The organism is Lysinibacillus sp. G1-3 (genome assembly GCF_056322905.1).
The window spans coordinates 253,729-277,138 of sequence record NZ_JBWHYQ010000004.1 but is presented as its reverse complement, the minus strand read 5'-3'; the positions used below and the strand labels follow the sequence as shown (position 1 = coordinate 277,138).

General features: G+C 27.8%; 5 protein-coding genes. All 5 read right to left on the bottom strand.

The features are described 5' to 3' along the window. Positions 1-5,641 (bottom strand): amino acid adenylation domain-containing protein (locus ACVYAD_RS06010; protein ID WP_476425248.1); only part of this gene is annotated, 5,641 nt, incomplete at its 3' end. Between the two features lie 64 nt (positions 5,642-5,705). After that, positions 5,706-14,021, bottom strand: a complete 8,316-nt coding sequence (locus ACVYAD_RS06005) for a hybrid non-ribosomal peptide synthetase/type I polyketide synthase (RefSeq protein ID WP_476425247.1) — start codon at positions 14,019-14,021, stop codon at positions 5,706-5,708. Next, on the bottom strand, positions 14,022-17,885 hold the full coding sequence (locus ACVYAD_RS06000; RefSeq protein ID WP_476425245.1) for a type I polyketide synthase: 3,864 nt from the start codon (positions 17,883-17,885) through the stop codon (positions 14,022-14,024). A gap of 18 nt (positions 17,886-17,903) precedes the next feature. Beyond that, a complete protein-coding gene (locus tag ACVYAD_RS05995) occupies positions 17,904-19,139 on the bottom strand; it encodes an ACP S-malonyltransferase (protein ID WP_476425243.1) in 1,236 nt (411 codons plus the stop codon). A 31-nt stretch (positions 19,140-19,170) separates the two neighbouring features. Further along, positions 19,171-22,923, bottom strand: a complete 3,753-nt coding sequence (locus ACVYAD_RS05990; protein ID WP_476425241.1) for an amino acid adenylation domain-containing protein — start codon at positions 22,921-22,923, stop codon at positions 19,171-19,173. Between the last annotated feature and the right edge of the window lie 487 nt (positions 22,924-23,410).

Sequence of the window (23,410 nt, the reverse complement as noted above, 5' to 3'; positions counted from 1 at the left end):
AAAAAATAGTTTCCTTCGCACTTTCAATAAACTTACTTACCTCTTTTATCGTTGGCGACTTAAATAATTCCATTATTGGAAGCTCTTTATTTATTTCTTTATGCATTTTTGAAATAAGTGTCATAGCTTTCAATGAATGTCCACCAAGGTCAAAGAAGTTATCATTTATCCCAATCTTATCCATTCCTAGCACTTCACACCATATTCTTACTAGGGTTTCTTCTAATTCATTTCTTGGTGCTTCATATTCATTTAAAGAATCCTCTGTATTTGGTTTTGGAAGTGCTCTTCTATCCAGTTTCCCATTCGGTGTTAAAGGCATTTCATCTATCTTTATAAAGTAAGTAGGAATCATATATTCTGGTAAACTTTCTGCCAAATAGTTCTTTAAATTTAAATCCTTCAGTTCTTTCTCACTTACTATATAGGCACAAATGTATTTGTCTGTATCGTTTCCTTCCATTACTACAACGGCCGTTTCTTTTACATCGTCATGTTGTAATAATCTATTTTCTATCTCCCCAAGCTCTATTCTAAATCCTCTTATTTTAACTTGATTATCTATTCTACCTAAAAATTCGATATTTCCATCTGGTAACCATCTCGCTAAATCTCCCGTTTTGTAAAGCTTTACGTCCTTTTTATTTGTAAAAGGATCATCTATAAATGATTTTTTAGTTCTTTCTTTATCATTTATATATCCTCTGCCTACAGCTATTCCTGATACACATAATTCACCAACAACTCCTATTGGACACAGATTCATATATCTATCTACTACATAATGCTTTATGTTTTGTATTGGTTTTCCTATTGGTATTATTTCATTTTCACAAAGCTTATCCATTATATAAAGAGTTGTATCATCGGAAGCCTCTGCTGGTCCGTATGCATTAATTACTTTTACATGCTTATAATTATCAAACCATCTTTTTGCTAATTTTTTATTTAAAGATTCTCCTGTTATTATAAGATACTTTAATTTTTCAAAGTTTCTCCTATCTTCTTCAAGAAAATCTAACATTGTACCTAAGTAAGTGGGCACAACTTCTAAAACCGTTACTTCATCAGCTTCTATTTTATCAATAAATTTTTTCATATTTATTACATCTTCTTTAGGATAAATCAGCGTTTTACCCCCCAAAGTAATTGCAGTCAAAAATTGCCAAACTGAGACATCGAAGCAATGCGATGCATTTTGTGCTATATTGCTATTTTCTGATAAATTCAAAGTTTCAATCATCGCCAATATATGATTTAGCATTCCTAGATGCTCTATCATAACGCCTTTTGGTTTACCAGTACTTCCAGATGTAAATAACACATATGCTAAGTCGTTAATTTCATTAATAGAATCTAAATTTGATTCTGATTCATTGTTAATTAAACTACTATTAACATTTATTATATGTGTATCTATTTTAGAAATGGACTCTCTTTGTTCAATCGTGTTATCTGTTACTAATGCTAAGTTAGCTCCACAGTCTTTTATTATATCCCTAACTCTTTCATCAGAATATGCTATATCTATTGGTACATATGCTCCGCCCGCCTTTAGAATTGCTAAAATACCTATAAGCATATCTGTTGAACGCTCCATTATAACTGCAGCAACTTCATTTCTCCTTAGACCACTTTTTCTTAACACTCTTGCTACTTTATTTGATCTAATATTCAGCTCTTTATAAGTCAATTTTACATTATTACATTCTACAGCTATTTTATCTGGTGTCTTCTCAACTTGTTCTTCAAACAAAAGTGTTACAGTTTTACTTACTGGTAGCTCTTTATATAGATTATTGAACTCGTTCAACATTAATTTTTCATTACTAGTCAACATATCTATATTACTCAGTTTCACTGTATTATCACTAATTACCACTTTTAATATATCAAGATAATAATCCTTGATTTTTTCGATAGTTTCTCTTTTAAATAAACTTGTAGCATATTGTATCTTAAAACAGATTTGATCTGTTTCATCAATTGCTACCATGTCAATATCAAATTTAGATATATTATTAAAGTTAAACAATTCATATTCCGTAAAAGCTTTTACATCCTCAGCCTTTTCTAATGTAAACATAACATCAAATAAGGGGTTCCTACTCATATCTCTATATAAAGCTAACTTTTCTAATAATTCTTCAAACTGATAATCTTGATTGTCATAAGCCCCTAATGTATTTGTTTTTATTTCATTTAATAAATCTAAATAGCTTTTTTCAAAGTCTATTTTAGTTCTTATAGCCAATGTATTTACAAACATCCCTATTACATTTTCTAAATCTGGATGGGTTCTACCAGATATAGGTGTACCAACTACAATATCCTCTTGTCCTGAATATTTCGCTAATAAAATCTTAAAAGTAGAAAGTAGTACCATGTATAGAGTAGTTCCTGTTTCTTTAGCTAAAGCTCTTAATTTAAGAGTAACCTCTTCATCAATACTAAATTCTAATTCTTCTCCACTAAAATCTTGTACCATAGGCCTTGAAAAGTCAGTAGGAATAGTAAGAACCGGTAGTTCTCCATTGAATTTATCTATCCAATACTCTTCTTGGTTTTTATAATTCTCAGAATTTTTCAATTCATTTTGCCATGCGGCAAAATCTTTATATTGGACCTTTAATGATGCTAATTCTTCTCCACTATATAATCTGGCAAACTCGTTAATGAGAATACTCATAGACACACCGTCAGATATGATATGGTGCATATCTAATAATAAATAATTTTTATCCTCTATTTTTATAAGCTCCGCTCTAAATAAAGGTGCTTTTCCTAAATCAAATGGTTTAATAAAATTAGCTAATACTTCTTCTATAGATTTTGTTTCTACTTTCTCTTTTAAAATAAATACATATTCCTTATCTATTTTTTGGACTATTTCTCCTTCATTCGTTTCAAAATATGTCCTTAACGCTTCATGCCTCTTTACTAACTTTCTAAAGATTCCTTCTATTTTATCTCTATCCATAGTGCCTTGTATTTCAATAGTCTGAGGCATATTATATGCTACACTCTCTTTATCAAGTTGCTGTAACATAAACATTCTTTTTTGTGCAGAAGATGTAATGTAATAATCCATTTTCTGTATTGTTTTGATTTGTTTATATATAGAGGTTTCTTTGGAATTTACATATTCACTCAATTCCTTTACAGTTCCTAAATTAAATATTTCTTTAAGCGCAATCTCTATACCTAGTTCCTTATATATTCTTCCTGCTAATATAGTTGCATTTAATGAATTCCCTCCTAAATCAAAGAAATTATGTTCAATACCAATATTAGGAAGATTTAATATATCTTTATATAAGTCAATTAATTTATTTTCTATATAATTTCTTGGGGCTTCATACCCTGGTTCACTATCTATCTTTTGATTTAACGTTAACAAACTTATTCTATCTATTTTTCCATTAGGTGTAAGCGGCATGCTTTCCAATTGTATAAAAATTGAAGGAATCATGTATGTTGGTAAAATTTTTTTTAGCAATTCCTTTAATTCCTTCTTATTATCCTTTGTATCACATACATAATATGCACATAAGTACTTTTCTTCATGACCTTTTGCTAAGACTATTGCTTCTTTCATTCCTTTAATATTTAAGATAGCATTTTCTATCTCCCCTAATTCTATTCTACTACCTCTTATTTTTACTTGATTATCTATTCTACCTAAAAACTCGATATTCCCATCTGGTAACCATCTTGCTAGGTCCCCTGTTTTATACATTTTTGATCCCTTTTCAAACGGATTATCTACAAATTTTTTATTTGTTAATTGATTATTATTCAAATACCCTCTAGCTAATCCATCACCACTAATACACAATTCTCCAGGTAATCCTATTGGTTGTAATTTATTTTCCTTATTAACGATGAATACTTTTGTATTTTGTATTGGACGTCCAATAGTTATCTTCTCTACACCATTTATTTTTTTCATTGTAGACCATACAGTCGTCTCCGAAGGACCATACATGTTGAATATTTCCAAATTGTTATTTTTTCTTATTTTTTCTATTATAGATAGGGGTAAATGCTCTCCACCCAATAAAATCATTCCAATATTTCCTAGTTCTTTATTAAAATTAGGATTTTCCAATAAGGTATTTATTCTTGATGGAGTACTTTGTATTATATCTATAGAATTACTAGAAATTAAGTTTGAGAGCTTTTGCCCATCAATTAATTCATTTTCATCTGCAATTACAACTTTCATTCCATTTATCAATGGTAACAGAGTTTCTAATACAAAAATATCAAAAGAAACTGTTGTTATACACAACATAGTTGAGTATTTCTTTATATTTAAATTTTTAGATACTCCTTCTATAAAATTTATTACATTTTTATGTTCTATCATTACTCCTTTAGGATTTCCAGTAGAACCAGATGTATAAATAAGGTAAGCCAAATTATTACTTTTATTCATTGGAGCTAAATTTTCACAATTGCCTCCCCATGTTTCATTGTTCAGATTAATTTTGTCATATATATCGCTTATTTTTTCTATATACCTGTCCTCTGTTATAACTAGCTTTGATTGACTATCTTTAAGCATATAATCTATTCTTTCCTTAGGGAAATCAGGATCTATTGGCAAGTATCCCCCTCCAGCTTTTAATGTTGCTATAATTGCTATAATTACTTCTGGGGAACGCCCTAAAAGTATACTTACAATGGATTCTTTAGTTACTCCATTTTCTCTTAAAGTTCTTGCGAGAATATTAGACTTTTCGTTTAATTCCTTATAAGTTACTTCAATATTATTTGATACTAATGCAATTTCTTCTGGATTTTTTTCCACTTGCATTTCAAATAGTTCATTTATTGTATTATTAGATAAATAATCTGACTCGGTATTATTAAACTCAACTAATAATTTATTTTTTTCATCTTTTGATAAAAGATCTATATTCTTAATTTTTATACCACTAAAATTTAAAACGATAGAAAGAATACTCTCAAAATTATTAAATAAGTTATCTATTATATAATCGCTGTAAGTATTTTTATCGCATTTTATCTTTAAACTAATATACTCATCATCTATAGTAAAAATAAAAATTAGATTATCCTTACTTTTTTTAACATCATTGATATCTTGAAGATTATCTAGAACAAATGTTATTTCACTTAATGGTAGATGTTCTTCATTCATATTTTCACTAACAAAATCATATATTTTTTCGATCGGATAATTTCCATTTTTGTAGAATTCCTCTACATTAGCTATTGATAATAATAATAAATCCTTAAATGTAATTTCAGTTGAAATTTCTTGAATAAATGGAATTACTCTATTAGATAGATGTTTTTTTTTGTCTTGTTTAAAAATCGGAGAATTAATAGTCACATATTTATTATTAGTATATTTATTAATTAAGACTGCTAAAATTGTGTACAAAAAAACGAATGATTTTTTTTTAGAATTCCTACAAATTTTTTTTATTTTTAATGTATCGTGTTCTTTGAAAAAATAATTATGTGTTTTTTCGGAATATTCATTTCTATTAACAATTTTCCAAGGGAATATAGTTTTTTTAAAATCATCTTTGAATTTATTATTCCAAAATTCTTTTTCTCTTATTAACATATTACTTATTATATTTATATCTAATTTTTCATTCATGGTTTCAATCCTTTCTAATATAGGATTTTAAAAATTCCAAAATTTTTAAAATCCTATACATTGTTTAAAAATCGAAATTGCTATCGAACTCAATCGCACCAATTAATTCATAATTATGAATTAATTGAATGTCCGATATTTTTAATGTTGAATTATTGATAATTTGCTCTAAGATTTCAAAATAATTATTTTTAAACCCTTCAATAGTTTCTTTTTTAAATAAATCTTTAGAATAACTTAATGTCATATTAATACTATCCTCAATTGCAGTTGCAATTAATGTTAAATCTAGTTTCTCTGAATTATCTGTAAAGTCATAACTACTAATTTTTAAATCTTGAATATTTACTTTTGCATCTTTAGTATTTTGCATTATAAACATAAAATCAAATAATGGATTTCTACCTAAGTCTTTTGATAGCTCTAGATTATTTACTAAATCATCAAATTCATAATCTTGATTTTCAAATGCCTTTATAGTTTTATTCTTCACTTTACATAAATAATTAACGAAAGTGTCCTCTCTTTGAATATCAGATCTTATCGCTAATGTATTTACAAACATGCCTACAGTATCTTCTAGCCCATTGTAATTTCTTCCAGCTATTGCAGTTCCTATTACTATATCATTTTGATTACTATATTTAGAAAGTATAATTTTAAATACAGTCATTAAAACCATACTCAGAGTAGCGTCATTTTCTTTAGCTAGTTTCTTTAAAATGATAACTTTCTCCTTCTTTATCTTAAAATTAATACTCTCTCCAATATTACTCTTTAGACTAGGCCTATTATAATCTGTTGGGATTGTTACTGGTATTACATCCTCTTTAAATTCAGTTAACCAATATTGTTTTTGTTTTTCGTATTCATCACTTTTGCTAAATCTATTTTTCCATTCAGAATAATCTTTGTATTGTAAAGTTAATTTTTTCAATTCTCTACCTTCATAAATATCAGAAAATTCATTAGCGATAATCGCCATAGTTTCACCATCTGCTATTATGTGATGTATATCTAGTATTAATATACATCTTGTATTGGAATTTTTAATAACTCCGACTCTAAATAATGGTGCTATACTCAAATCAAAAGGTCTAATAAAAGTATTAATAATATGCTTTATATTTTCTTCTTTTTGCTCCGAGTACTTTTCTACTTTAAATTCAACTTCTTCTGCCTTGTGAATATTTTGAATTATTTGATTATCAAACTCTTTAAAACTAGTTCTTAAACTTTCATGTCTTACAATTAACTTAACGAATGACTCTTCTAACTTAAGAAAATCAATTTCTCCATTTATTTCAAAAGCGACTGTAATATTATAAGAGGTTCCATTATTTAATTTTTGCAACATATACATTCTGCTTTGTGATGAAGAAACCTCGTAAAAATCTTTTTCATCCACTCTCTCGATTACTTTGTATTCACTGGTTTCATTTATTTCTTTCATTTTTAAAATATATCCACAAAGTGCCTTTATGGTTTTTAAGGTGAATATTTCTAATAATGGAATGTTAATATTAAAAGTTTTAATTATTTCTAATCGTAATGTAGTCGCTCTTAATGAATGTCCCCCTATTTCAAAAAAATCATCATTTACACCTATATTTTCTAAATCAAGTATTCCCTTCCAAATGTCTACCATTTTTATTTCCTCTGAATTACTTGGATGTTCATATTCTCTTGAAGTTATATTATTTAAATTAGGTTTTGGTAGTAACCTTCTATTAATCTTCCCGTTGGAGTTTAATGGTATTTCCTCCAGCATAATAAAATGTAATGGCACCATATAATCAGGTAATTTTGCTTTAAGTTTTTCTATTAATTCTTGTGTAGCGTAGTTAATATCACTTACATAATAAGCACATAAAAATTTATTATCATCAGTGCCTACATCAATTACAACTACTTGTTTCATTCCATATAAATCCAATATTTGCGATTCAATTTCTGCTGTTTCTATTCTATACCCTCTTATTTTTATTTGATAATCCATTCTTCCTAATAACTCTATATTTCCATCATCTAACCTTTTTGCAAAATCACCAGTCCTATAGACTTCAGTCTTAGAAAGATTCTCATAACAGACAAACTTTTCATTTGTCAATTTGATATCATTATAATATCCTTTAGAAACACCTAATCCTCCTATACACAACTCACCCGGAATTCCTATAGGTAGTTCCTTACCAAATTTATCGGTAATATAAACCTTTACATTGTTAATTGGCTTACCGATTGGTACATTATTCAGACTTTTTAATTCATCATTTTTAATTCGGTAATAAGTAGCTATATCTGTACATTCCGTGGGTCCATATGTATTAATTATTTCGCCATTATATGATGGACTGTTTGTCCATCCTTTAAGTGACTTCAAATTAATGGGTTCTCCTCCCAAAAATACACATCTTAGACTTGAAATTGAATTATAATTATTATCTACATCAAAACTTAATATAGGATTAAAGGCACTAGGTGTACAATTTATAACTGTAACGTTGGATTTTTTTATAATATTAACAACTTCGTTATAATCAATGAAATCATCATTAATTAGTATTAATTTTCCACCAGTTAATAAAGGTGAATAAAGATTTTTTTGTGCCAAATCAAAGCTTATAGAAGCCATTAATAATACATTATCCTTTTGGTTAAATTCAAACTCGTTAATATACCAATCAATCAAATTTGCAAATGAATTTCTTTTTACCATTACACCTTTTGGTTTCCCTGTAGTACCAGATGTGTAAATTAAATAAATCAAACTTTCGCCATCTTCTATTAAATCTAAGTTATCCACATTTTCATCATATATATTATTGGAATTTAAATTTAATATTTCCCCCTGATAAAAGGAAGTTATATTACTTTTTACATTAGTTAAAACAATTGATGCATTACTATTTTCTAACATATATTTAATTCTTTCTTCAGGATAACGAGGATCTATTGGCAAATATGCTCCTCCTGCTTTTAAAATCCCTAAGATCCCAATAACCATTTCTAAGGATCTATCAGCAATTACTCCAACTATAGAATTGGCAAATACACCCCTTAGTCTTAGAGTAGCTGCAAGTGAATTTGCACGCTGGTTTAATTCTTTGTATGTTAATCTAAGTTCATTATATTCTACAGCAATTCTATTTGGTGTTTTAACTACCTGTTCTTCAAATAATCTTACTATAGATTTATTACCAAAATTATCAAAAGCATTGTTACACCCTTCATGTAATTCTGCCTTCTCATGCAATTCCATAAGATTAATATCTTTTATAAATATATTAGGATTATTTATTATTTGTTTTAAAATATATATATAATGGTTCGCCATTCTTTCAATAGTTTGTTTCTTGAATAATTCAATACTATATTCCAACATGAAGCTTATACTACCATTATTTTCGACGGCAATTAAGCTTAAATCAAACTTAGATACCTTTTTTCCAAATTCATATGGAATTATCTTAATATCTCCTAAATCAATCATTTCCTCTTTTTTATAGTAGTGTTGAGCAAACATTACATCAAACAAAGCATTTCTCGATATATCTCTTTGGAGATTTAAATTTTCAACAAGTTTTTCAAATTGGTAATCTTGATTTTCATAAGCTTTTAAAGCATTTTCTTTAACTTCAAGAATAAACTCATTAAATTTTTTGTTATCCTTAGGTTGATTTCTCATTGCTAGTGTATTTACAAACATTCCTATCAGATTTTGTAAATCCGCATTATTTCTTCCTTCTATTGGAGTTCCTATGACTATATCCTCTTGATTGGTATACTTTTGAAGCATAATATTAAATGCTGCTAATAACGCCATATACGAAGTAACTCCCAATTTTAAAATTAGAGAATTTAACTTTTTTGTCAGCTCGGCATCTAAAATAAACTCAAATTGATCACCTTTATAACTTGGCATTGTTGGTCTTTGATAATCTACGGGTAAATTTAACACCGGTATATCACCTTCAAAAAGATTTAACCAAAACTGCTCTTGTCTTTTTATTGCATCCGTTTCAAAAAATGCTTCCTGCCATATTGAAAAATCAGTGTATTGTAGATTTAAAGGCGATAATTCTTGATTTTTATATAGTGCAATGAAATCTTCAAGTAATATATGCATAGATGTACCATCACAAATTATATGATGCATATCAAATATTAATATATGACTATTCTCCGAAATTGTGATTAAACTAACTCTAAATAATGGACACTTGTCTAAATTAAATGGCTTTATTGATTCATTAATGATTTCATCTATATTACCTTCAGTTGCACTCAAAAAATCTATTTCAAAATCTATAGTATCTTCTATTATTTGTACAGGATTGTTATCTATTAATTTAAAAGAGGTTCTTAAGGAAGAATGTCTTTCAATTAATTTAGATATTGATTTTTTTAAATTTTCAATATTTAAAGTTCCATATATTCTCATTATTGATGGTTCATTATAATGCAAAGAATCCTCGTTAAATTGATTCAATATATATAATCTCTTCTGAGCTGATGATACAGGGTAATAGTCTAAATGTTCAGCTTTATTAATTATTAATCCTCTATCATCTTTATTTATATTTTTTTCATCCATGCATTTTGCTAAATCGTGTATATTTGTATTTTTAAAGAAATCCTGAATCCCTATTGTAACGTTGTTCTTCTTATTTGCTAAATTAAGAATTCTTGTTGCTATTAATGAATCTCCTCCAAGCTCGTAGAAATTCTCATAAATATTTATTTCATCTAATCCTAGGACCTCTCCCCAAATACTACCTAATAAAATTTCATTTTCAGTAAAATTATCAGATTTCCCCAAAAGCTTTGTACTTGCATATTTTTTATTCAAAGTTTTCTTGATAATAGTTTTATTATTTTTCGGTATTTTATTCCTAATATTATCAGATATATTAAATGGAAGTATGTCTAACCTCTGAAACAAAGTACACTCATAATTAATTTTCCCTAGGATTATTTCATATAAATCAGTATTTACAATTTCACCAAATGCCTCCATCGCTTCAAACGGCGATATAATTTTAAATACCTGTTTTTCTTCGAAATTCTCTACACCCTCTGATAAACCTGTTTCATCCCAAGATGGCCAATTCACCGCTAAAGATTTTATACCTTTTATTTTATGCTTAGCAGCAAATGAATTTAGATATGAATTAGCTGCCGTATAACCCCCTCCCCCTAAACCTCCTATTAATGTAATTGCGGAAGAACAAGTTATAAAAAACTCTAAATCGTCATTCTTAGTTAATTCATCCAGAACCCAGGTTCCATGTACCTTTGAAGTTAATGTTGATTCTAAACTCTCTTTAGTTTCAAATTCTATTAATGTCCCATCACCTATACCTGCGCAATGAACAATCCCATCAATTTTATTGTAATTTGCTCTAATACAAGTAAAAATTCCTTTCATAGCATCATAGTCAGCTACACTACCTGCAAAGAAACCTATATCAACGCCATCCTTTTCTAAGTTTTTTAATAAAAGGATTTTTTCACATAACTTTCTATCTTCTCTTATATTTAATAGATTATCCCATTTATCTCTACTTGGAAACGGATTTCTGTTTATTAATGCTAACTTTCTTGCCCCTTTATTGGCTAAAAACCTTGCTATTTTTAATCCAATAGCACCAGTTCCTCCTGTGATGATATAAACCCCGTCTTCACTCACATTTAATGGTTCATCTTTATTTTTTTCTATATTTAACTTTTCAAGTGATTCTATATATCTAATATTATTTCTATATGCAACTTTAAAATCACCTCTATTGTTTGAAATTTCATTTACCAAAGTTTCTATTTTTGTATCTTTATCAATATCAATACATCTACATTTAATATTTTGATTTTCCCAATTAACAACCTTTGCCAAACCAAATAATGTTGAATGTTCAGGATAAATTTCCGCTTCTGTATTAGATACTAACTCTGTATTTTCAGCAACTAACACCAATTCTATTTCTTGATTTTCCCTCTTTTTTACGATTGCTTTCACCATATCTAGTAGAGAATAAATACCTCTATTTAATTTTTCATTCAATTCTTCTATAGTATTGACTTCATTTTTACAATTTAACGATGATAAATTTATTATCTTCTTTACATCTTTAATTTCTGTAAATAATTTTTCAAAGTCATCAATACAATTTTTTATACTAAAATAATTATCATTTTTCTTTTCATATTTATCCTTTAAATCAACTAGTATTACATTATGTCCATTTTTAATAAATTTTTTTGATAAAGCATTAGCAGTGTCATTGTCATCTTTTAAAATTAATATGCGATCATTATCAATAATATTGTTTTGGTATTCCGACTTATCTAATTCATCTACAGTCCATACTCTTAAATTATAAAGTGATTCTTCTGTTAAAATATTTGCATCATTTTCTATATCAAATTCTAACCAACATCTTTTTTTCTCAAAAGGATAAGTGGGCAAACTTATTTTTCTTTGTGTTTGCTTATCATAAAGTTTTTTCCAATTTATAGCAGCACCCTTAATGTAATTATTAGATAGTTCCTCAAAATATCCCGATTTTTCCTCTTCTTCACAATTAAGTATCTTATCTATTAAATTATTCGATGTCTTTGATAGTAATTCAACCTGATTACTAGTCACTTCAAAACTCTCTTTATTCTCTTTATTAGTAGGTACTAGTTTATATTTCCCGTAATTATATTCAGGGTGTTCCTTCTTCAATTCATTAGTTTTCGTAATAATATTTAATTTTTTTCTAAGTTCTTCCCGAGTTTTAAATACTAAAGTTAATCTATATTCAAGATGATCTCTCCCTACATTTCTTGTATAACAAACATCATTCATATTTACATTTAAATTTTTGTTAAAAAAATACTCATACTCATGAATTATAGTTTTAAGTACCCCTTCATTTGCAGCTGAAAAGGTAATTATCTTGAGTCCACTTTCATCTTCTTCAAAATTATTATTATAATCTGGCGATTCTTCTAGAACTATATGACAATTTGTACCACTAATACCAAAACCGCTAACTCCACATCTTCTTGGCTTAGAAGTTTCATCCCAAGTGCTAAGCTTGTCATTTACATATACGGGTGAGTTTATAAAATCAATATTCTTATTAGGTCTACCAAAGTTTAGCATTGCTGGTAATTCCTTATTTTTCAAGGATAAGATACACTTAACTAAACTTACTAAACCTGCACCATGATCTAAATGGCCTAAATTTGGCTTTACTGATCCTATTGCACAAAATTGTTTTTTATTTGTGTATCTTCTAAATGCTCTCTCAATTGCATCAACTTCAATTGGATCTCCAAGCCTTGTTCCAGTTCCATGCGCTTCTATATATGATAATGTTTCTGGATCTATTCTAGCATTTTTCCACGCTGTTAAAATAACCTCCTCTTGTGATAAAACATTTGGGACAGTTAGACCCATAGAATTCCCATCATGATTAACAGCACTTCCTTTTATTACTGCATGAATATTATTATTATCCTTCAATGCTTTTTTTAAAGGTTTCAACAATATTGAAACTACACCTTCTCCACTGCCTGCCCCATCCGAATCATTATCAAAGGTTTTTGTTTTAGAATCAGAGGCAGCTACCCCAATATCAAATGTTCCTTCTTTCCTAAGTAAATTTATTCTTACTCCCCCTGCAATAGCCATTTCACATTCTCCATTAAGAATACTTTGGCATGCTGTGTGTACAGCTACTAAAGATGATGAACAAGCTGTATCAATTATTAAACTTGGACCTTTTAAATCAAGAAAATAAGATATTCTCCCTGCAACTACCGATGATAAATTCCCAGAAAATGCCTCTGAAGTTACACTTGGCTCAATATCTGTTATATATTTTTTATAATCAATAATTTCATCTCCACTATATCCTATATATACACCTGTTTTAGTACCTTTAAAATCTTCTCTACTATAACCAGCATCCTCTACAGTTTTACATACATTTTCTAGTAGCAACTTTTGGTTTGGATTCATTAAGCTTGCTTCTCGAGGAGAGATTTTAAAAAAATTATAATCAAATTTATCTATTTCTTTCAAATACGCTCCTTTACAATAGTGAACATTTTCATGTTCATTAATTAATCTTAAATATCTATCTATATCTTTTTTTCTTTCTTTAGGATATTCCTCTATACAATCAGTCCCACTCACTAATATATTCCAATATTCATCTACATTTTCTGCTTTTGGGAGATTAACTGACATTCCAATTATCGCTATATCATCCTCTATACTGTTTTCTGTCTTTTTTAATATATCTAATAAATCCACACCTGCACTTTTATCGATTTTCCCTAATGACACATTTTTTAATATTTCATGCAGCAGTTTTTCTTTACTCATTTAAAGCTTCTCCTCCTCATAAATTTCATCATAAATGGTCATAGCATCTTCAATTGTAACTTCCCCTGATGCTAATTTATCTAATAAAGCGTTAATATTCTCACCAGAATTATTAAAATCATCCTGATTTTTTAACTTTTCATCACCATATTGCTTAGAAATTATAAATTTAGATAGTTTATCTATTGATGGGTATGCAAAAATATCTACTAATTTGATTAGACCAGTATAATGATTATCTATTAACGTATGCATTTTTGTAACACTAATAGAATCTCCTCCTATTTCAAAAAAGTTATCATGTATATTCAGTTCTTCAAATCCTAAAACTTCTTGCCATATTGAACCTATGACTTTTTCAACATCTCCATACTCATCTAAATCATTACCTTTTAACTTAACTTCTTTCTTTAATTCATCACATTTCAAATCTTCAATTTTTAATTTTTTTTCTAAATTAACTTTATATTTTATATCCTCAGATAATTTAAATGGTAAATAATCTCCTATTTCAAATAATGACCCACTTAAATTTAATTCTCCAACAATAATCCTATTTAAATCAAAATTTAATGTTTTATCAAAAGCATTAATGGCTGTATTGGGCAATATTGGTTTAACAATTTGTTTATCAATAACTATATCAGCCTTCTCTATAAGGCCGTCTTTATTCCAAGCTGGCCAGTTTATAGATATTGTTTTTTTGCCTTTTAGTGACCTAGATGCAGCAAAAGAATCTAAATAAGCATTAGCAGCGATATAACACCCACTATTTTGGCCACCAATTAATGTTATTGCTGAAGAACATAAAACAAAGAAATCCATGTTTTCCTCTTGAGTCAATCTATCTAAAATCCAAGTACCATTAACCTTGGGCAATAAAACAGCATTAAATATTTCCTCTTTCTCATCTTCTAAAGAATTACCTTTTACACCAACACCAACACCTGCAGCATGAATAATTCCATTAATGTTTCCATGTTTTTCTCGTAAATATTCTAGTGATTTTTTCATTTCACTATAGTTAGTTATATCAGCTGACAAACACTCTACATTTGATCCTAAAGCCTCTATTTCAATTATTTCTTTCAATTTATTTATTAATATTGTATCTCTATTATTTATTATTAACTTATCCCACTCGTCCCTCTTAGGGAGAGAACTACGATTTAAAAGGATAATATTAGTTTTGTTCTTACTTGCTAAAAATTTAGCCATTTCTAATCCAATTCTACCGACTCCACCAGTAATTAAATAAGTACCGTTTTCTTTTATTTCAACTAAACTTTTATCAACATTTTTAACATTAATGCTATTTAGAACAGGTATATATTTCTGTGAATTACGATATGCAATTTCTTTTTCCATTGAATCTGATTGAATTTCATTTAGTATTAAATGAATTTCACTATGATTATCAAAATCAATTGATTTTATTTTCAAATACGGATATTCCCAAATTATTGACTTCACCAATCCTGAAATTAAGTTATTCTCACATTGTACTAACTCTTCTTCACCAGTAACTTGGTAAGCATATTTAGTTACTATGGTTAAATCCGGGTGTTTTTCCAGCTTATATTTACTCATATTTCTAATAAGCCACAATAAGCTATAAACTCCTTTTTCTTTTATTTTATTCAACTCATCTAAATTTTTTGCTTCTTTATAAAATTCCATGTTTACCATGTGAATTATATTTGTAACATTTTCAAACTGTATAATATCCAAAATTTTTACATAATCTTCCTCGTTGTTACTAATTATGTAACTATTTTCATCTAACTGTTGAAATTCTTCTCCAGTTTCAACTAAAATTACTTCTGAACCATTTTTCATTAACTCTTCTTGAATTTTTAAATAATTTTTATCAAAATCAGTAAATATTAAAACTTTTCTTCTTTCTGATTCTTGAGTACATTCAGCGTTCTCTGTAATAACCCATTGTATCTCATTAAATAGTTCACTAATATTTTCATTATCATCTGCTTTTATTTTAGGAATTTTAATCCAACTTCTTTCTTTTTTAAAAGGGTATACTGGTAAACTAATTCTCTTATAATTCCCAATATTGTAAAATTCATCCCAATCTATACTTTCTCCATTAACATATAATGAAGCAATTTTTTTTAAAGTATCCTTATCATTTAATGTTGAATTAATAAAATTTTTGTTTGATTCCTTAAATTCCGTTTTCTCCATGCTGGGTTTTACATTTTGTACTTTATTAAAAAATATATCTCTATTTTCAATACGGTTCATGTCTTGGTTACTACTAATAATATGTAACTTTTCTAAAAGATCCTGTCTATCTTTAAATACAATTGCAATACGATAGTTATAATGCCACCTCCCTGTATTAGCTGTAAAACACATATTTCCAATATTTAGATTGTCGAATTCTAAAACTTTTTTCTTATACTTTTTAATAAGTTCTTTTAATATCTTTTCATCTTTAGCTGAAATCGAAAGAATGTAGTCACTTTCCATAGTCTCTTCTGAATTTTTATCATCATATTCTTCCAAAACAATATGACAATTTGTACCACTTAGTGAAAAGGCACTAACTCCACATCTCCTCGGTGAGTTAGGGGAATCCCATCTATTTATTTCAGAATTTATGTATACAGCACTATCTATAAAATTAATATTTCTATTTGGTCTAGTAAAATGCAAAGTAGGTGGTAGAATTTTATTTTTCAAGCATAAAATTGACTTAATCATTCCTGCTATTCCAGCTGCATTATCTAAATGTCCAATATTACTTTTTATAGACCCTATAGCACAGAACTGTTTTTTATCTGTAAATCTATTAAAAGCTCTTGATATTCCATCAACTTCTATAGGATCACCTAACTTTGTACCCGTTCCATGTGTCTCTATATATGTAATAGTTTCAGGATCTATCGCTGCTTTTTCCCATGATTTAACAATCACATCTTCCTGAGCTACAGGATTTGGTGCAGTAATACTGTTAGACTTTCCGTCATAATTAACGGCGCTTCCTTTTATAACAGCATGTATATTATCTCCATCTTTTATAGCTTTACCTAAAGGTTTAAGTAATAAAGCTCCTACTCCCTCTCCCCCACCAGTTCCATCTGCAAAATCATCAAATGTTTTTGCACGATTATCTCCTGCTTCAATGCCTATTTTCACCTTTCTAATTGGTAATACATAAGATTGAACTCCTCCTACTAGTGCCATACTACATTCGCCTGAAATTATACCTTGACATGCTAAATGAATTGCAACTAAAGAAGAGGAGCAGGCCGTGTTAACAATCATATTAGGCCCACTAAAATTTAATAAATAAGCTATTCTACTGGCAATAATAGGATTTAAATTTCCAGCGATTGATAGTGATATATCATCCGGAGTTACATCTGATATAAGTTTACTGTACCCACTTTCTACTCCAAATCCTAAATATACGCCAGTTTTAGTTCCATAAATTTTATCATTACCATATCCTGCATCTTCTATAGCATGCCATGCAGTTTGCAAGAACATTTTTTGATTGGGATCTAATAAACTAGCTTCCTTGGGGGTTATACCGAAAAACGAATAATCAAAACTGTCTATTTCCTCCAAAAACCCGCCTTCTTCTATTTCTACATTTTTCATCTTCATATAATCTAGATAATCCTTCATATCATTCCATCTATTTTCAGGTACTTTTCTTATACAGTCTTTTCCTGAAGTTAAATTGCTCCAAAGCTCTTCAACTGTTTCTGCTAATGGCAATTTTGCACTCATTCCTATAATGGCAATATCATTTAAAGGCACTTTTTCTATCCCTGATATTTCCTCATCATTATAACTATCTATCTTTTCAAAATCTAAATCAAAAAGATCTTTCATAAAATTTTTGCCCCCTCCTTAAATAAAACTTCTAAAGTTATTTATTTCACCTGTACTTATTAATATTTTTTCTATTAATTTATTTCGTTCATTTATTTCTAATTTTTTTGTTGTTAAAATAATTTTTAAACATTCAAGAACCTTAATCTTTTCTTCATTTGTAGGTGGAATTTTACTTTCATCTACTTTATTTTGTATAGCCTCTATAATTCTATAATTTTCTACTACACCTTTTTGATATTCTTCATTATCCCAATTCTTATTTTTAACAGAAACAGCTAAAGCGAGAGATTTTGTAATCAAAGTATTTTTTTGTTTTTTATCGTTTTTAATAACTTCTAGTAACCTTTCTTTGTCCTTTTTTTGGTTAAAGGAATATATTATCTCTTTTCCATCATAATCACTAAGATTTTGTAATATGTTTTGTGGACCGATATCTATCATTAAATCTAAGTTTTCACGATTTAGAAACTCCATTGTTTTATCCCACCTAACAGGTTTAACAAGTTGATCCACTAAATTATGGATAATATCTTCTGCTTTATATGGTCTAGTTGCTATATTAGATATAACAGCAATTTTAGGATCTTTAAAGTTATAATTACTTAACTCTTTTTCGAATTTTATAGCTGCTTCTTTCATTAAACCACAATGAAAAGGAGCTCCATTTATTATTGGAGTTATTCTAGCTCCTACTTCTAATAATTTACCCTCAGCCTCCATAACAGCATTACTATGCCCGCAAATTGTAAATTGCGACTGTGAATTATATAAAGAAATACTAACTTCGTTTATACTAGTTGTAATATCGCTACATATTTTTTCAACTTGTCTTTTAGTGGTATTTTCCACTATTGTCATTACACCATTTTGTTTTTGAGCTAATTCTTGAGCTAATAAAGATCTAAATCGAACAATCTTTAAAGTATCCGCAAAATCTATTGCTCCGCTACATGTTAAAGCTGAAAACTCTCCTAAACTGTGTCCAGCCATATATAGGGGCTGAATATCGGCTTCACTCATGAGAACTCTATAATTCGCAACACTCGTAGTTAAAATTGCAACAAGCATATTCTGAATAGAATTTAATTTCCCTATGTTTCCTTCAAAGCATATTCTACTAAGGTCAAAACCTAATATATCATTAGCTTCTTCAAATGTTTGCTTAGCAACTTTAAAATTATCATATATATTTTTACCCATACCAATATATTGAGAACCCTGTCCTGGGAACAATATACCTATTTTTTTCATAATAAAACCTCCTCGTATATTATATTCTTAGTTAATTTTGATTTATTATTTTAATTAATTTAATATATTTTTCTAAAAAGAAATGAACTTTATCAGATCTCAACTTATTTGCATTAAACTCCACAGTTAAAACTATACCCGTATTGCTCTTTGAAGCTTCAATTATTAAATCAAAATAATTAAGTAGATCTATATTTTTTGAAATTGCTTTATTATAGTGAAAAAATACACTAATTTCATTATGCTTTTTAATTTGAGATATTTCCCTCAAATCATCTACTCCATATAGATTAGATTCATTTAATAAATATTCAACTTTACTAATTAAAGAATTCATAGTTAATATTTGAGCCATATCAAGCGATAAAGATTTAATTTTATTTTTTTCTGTAGCAACTTCAAGTGTTATATTATTACTGTTAGTCCATTTATTTAACAAATAAACACAAAGCGAAATTAATAAATTTCCTAAATTAGTATTTTTTTCATTCAAAACTTGAAAAAGCCCTTTCATATCATCACTATTAATACTAGTTTGTATAAAGTTTTCACTTCTATTTTGATATTCCCTTACCAAATATCCGTCTGGTATTTTTATATATCCAATTTTAATATTATTATTTTCATGCTCTTTTAATGTTAAATATTTTGCTATATCTGATATAGTGGAATAAGAAAACAAATCTGAAACTGTTAGTTTATTAGGAAATTCTTTTTCTAATCGAGAGTGCATTCTAATTAATAAAATTGAATTGCCACCAATATCAAAAAAGTTTTCATTTGTTCCTATTTGATTGTGGCCCAAAATAGTGCTCCATATTTTTGTTATCTTACTTTCTAATTCAGTTTGTGGTAATTTTTTTTCTAATTTTTTTTGATTTTGCACTCTAAAATTTAGCAATTCTTTTCTATCTATTTTTCCATTTAGTGTTAGCGGTATTTTCTCTATTTGAATAAAATGATTTGGTATCATATATTCTGGCAGAACCTTTGATAAGTCTTTCTTCAACTTTACATCTGGAATCCTCTCATCACCGACAAAATATGTGATAATGCTTTTATTTTGGTTTTTATCTTCATTTATAATAACTGCTGCTTTTTTTACATATTCTAGCATTGAAATTTGATTTTCAATTTCGCTTAGCTCTATTCTATAGCCTCTTATTTTAACTTGGTTGTCATTTCTTCCTAAATACTCGATCTCTCCATCATGTGTCCATCTAGCTAAATCACCAGTCTTATAAATTCTTTTTATATGGGTATAATCATTAAAAGGTTTTTCTATAAACTTTTCTCTATTTAATTCATCCCTATTTATATAACCTCTAGCTAAGCCTATCCCTTCAATACATAATTCACCTTGAATTCCTATAGGTTGTAAATTATTTTGTCTATCTACTATATACAATTTAATATTATCTATAGGTTTTCCTATTGGTACAAAATCCATTATTTCATTATTAATACAATCAAAATAAGTTACATCAATTGTCGCCTCTGTAGGTCCATAAAGATTATGTAATTGAGTATCATATTTTTTATATAACAATTCTTTAAATTTATTAACTTGCTGAACTAATAAAGCTTCCCCACTACAAATTACATTAGATAAACTTCTAAGTTTAGTGGTATTGTTTTTACTTTCTATATATTCTAAAAATACAGTCAGCATAGATGGAACAAAATGAATAACAGTTACATTATCATTACTTATTTGCTCAATTATAATTTCTGGATTTTTTTCTCCATCCTGAGAAATTATACTCAAGGTTCCCCCTTCTAATAAAAATATAAAAATTTCCCATACAGAAACATCAAAAGTATAAGGCGTTTTTTGGATAAAAACATCATCTTCATTGAATGAATACTTCCTATTCATCCACAAGAGTCTATTTAGTAATGATTTATGATCTATCATTACTCCTTTAGGAGTTCCAGTTGAACCTGAAGTATACATAACATATGCAATATTATCTTGTTTAACTTCACATAACGCAGAAAATTCTGATCCTTTGACTGATATTAATTTCTCTAAACTTAAAATTTCTCCATCAAAAAATATCTTATCTTTAGACGCATTATCAATTATTAATATTCGACTATTACTATCACTTAACATATACTCAATTTTTTTCTGTGGCCCCTTAACATCAATCGGCAAGTAAGCTGCTCCCGCTTTCAAGATCCCAAGGATAGCAACCATCATATTAGTAGATCTCTCAATCATTAATCCTATTACATCATTTTTCTTGATTCCTTTATTTATAAGTTGTTTTGCTAGTAAATTTGATTTCGCATCTAACTCTTTGTAAGTCAATGCATTCTCTTTATCCTTTATAGCTAGTTTATTAGGTTTTTCATTTACTTGTTTGTTAAAAAAGTCTAATATAGTAATATTACTTGGAACATGAACTGAGGTATCATTAAAGTCATTTAGTAATTTTTTTTCCTCTTCTTTTGATATCAACTTTAATTTCCCAACTTTTTCAATGGGTTTATGTATCATCTCGTTTATTATGTTGATATAATGATTTGCAATATTTTTAATTGCATTTATATCAAGTATTTCATTATTATAACTAAACTCAAGTTCTATATTGTTAAAACATATAGCCTTTAAAGTTAAATCAAAATTAGTCATTTCATCAATTCCAATTAATTCAATCTGAAGAAACTTATTACTTTTAAATAAACTCTTATTTAAAGGATAATTTTCTATTACTAATATAGAATCAAACAAATTTCTTTTCAGATTACTATACTTATTTATATCAACTAAAGGAGTTTGTTCATATTTTTCCCTTTTAGCTATAGACTCACTAACATCCTTTAATAAATCAATTACACAACTATCCTCTTTAGAAGTTACTCTTAAAGGAATTGTATTAATAAATAATCCAACCATCTTATCAATGTTATTAACATCAACATTTCTTCCAGATACTGTAGTCCCAAATACTACGTCATCTGTGTCATTATACTTTTGTAAGACAATTCCCCATGCGGCATATAATAATGTTGCAACAGTTATTTTCTTTTTCTTTATAAAACTCAGTATATTATTTGATAAATCTTCGGAAAATTTATAAGTGTAAATACCATACTCTTTTATTTCATTTAGTTTTGTCTTTAAATAAGGTAATTTAGTTTTAGTATTAAACCCTTTAAGATATTCACTCCAATAGCTTTCTTGTTCCTCTTTATTTTGACTTCTAAGCCATTTTTTATAATTTTTATAATTTTCCTTTACCTTTAAATCAATATTATTATTATTGACTAGATTGTTATACATTTCTAAAAACTCTTCAATTAAAATTCCATTACTCCATCCGTCATATAAAATATGATGGAATGTGATAATCATTTCGCTATAATTTTTATTAATTTTACATATTTTTATTTTAAAGGGTTCTTCACTTATATCAATTCTAGTATTTAAACCTTCTTTTAATAAAGCATTAATTTCGAATGACGAATTACTATCTTTAGTAAAATCATATACTGTAATAGGTAATCTAGTATTCTTTAATATTATTTGAATAGGTTTTTCTAACTTAGACCATAGATATACGCTTCTCAAAACATCATTTGATCTTATCACTAAGTCCCATGCTTTTTTAAAGATATCAATATTTATTTCACCCGTTAATGATAAACGTAATTGCTCTATATATTGCTTACTATTTACATCTTTTAGATAATGAAATAATATAGCTTCTTCCATTGCTGTCAGCTCTAAAATATCTTGTATATTATTCTTATCTATCTTTTTTACCAAATTCATTTTAGTTTATCTCTCCCTTCAATATCTAACTAACTTTTTTAAGCCTATCCAAAATTCCCTCTTTGTAATACGCAATAAAACTGTTATTACATTTGAATAATCATTTGTATTTTTTATGGTTAGTTGGATTCATTTTAGATAAATAACAATACCTTCTTCCAAGAATACTTCGCAATTGACCTAATCAACAGAAGATATAAATATTCAGGATAATACGTTCAGTTCATCTATTAAAACATTTAAAATGCGTCTTAGTTTCGTTGGTAAACTAATAAAGGGACTAAAATTCACCCGGTCAAGTGATTGTCATAATAATATAAATCTAGCTATAAATTAGGTCTCGGAGATTTTTTTAGAAAAAGCAATATTTATTACACTTGTGCATTATAATCTCTCGTCCAAGAGAGGTTCCTAATTATAAAAAAGTTTATATTTTAACATAGATTTTATAAAATGCATCCTCTAGATTAACTGTATAATATAGATA

Excerpts from the sequence above, each read along its gene's own strand:
- ACVYAD_RS06005 (WP_476425247.1), bottom strand. The coding sequence starts at position 14,021 with ATGAGTAAAGAAAAACTGCTGCATGAAATATTAAAAAATGTGTCATTA.
- ACVYAD_RS06000 (WP_476425245.1), bottom strand. The coding sequence starts at position 17,885 with ATGAAAGATCTTTTTGATTTAGATTTTGAAAAGATAGATAGTTATAAT.
- ACVYAD_RS05995 (WP_476425243.1), bottom strand. The coding sequence starts at position 19,139 with ATGAAAAAAATAGGTATATTGTTCCCAGGACAGGGTTCTCAATATATT.
- ACVYAD_RS05990 (WP_476425241.1), bottom strand. The coding sequence starts at position 22,923 with ATGAATTTGGTAAAAAAGATAGATAAGAATAATATACAAGATATTTTA.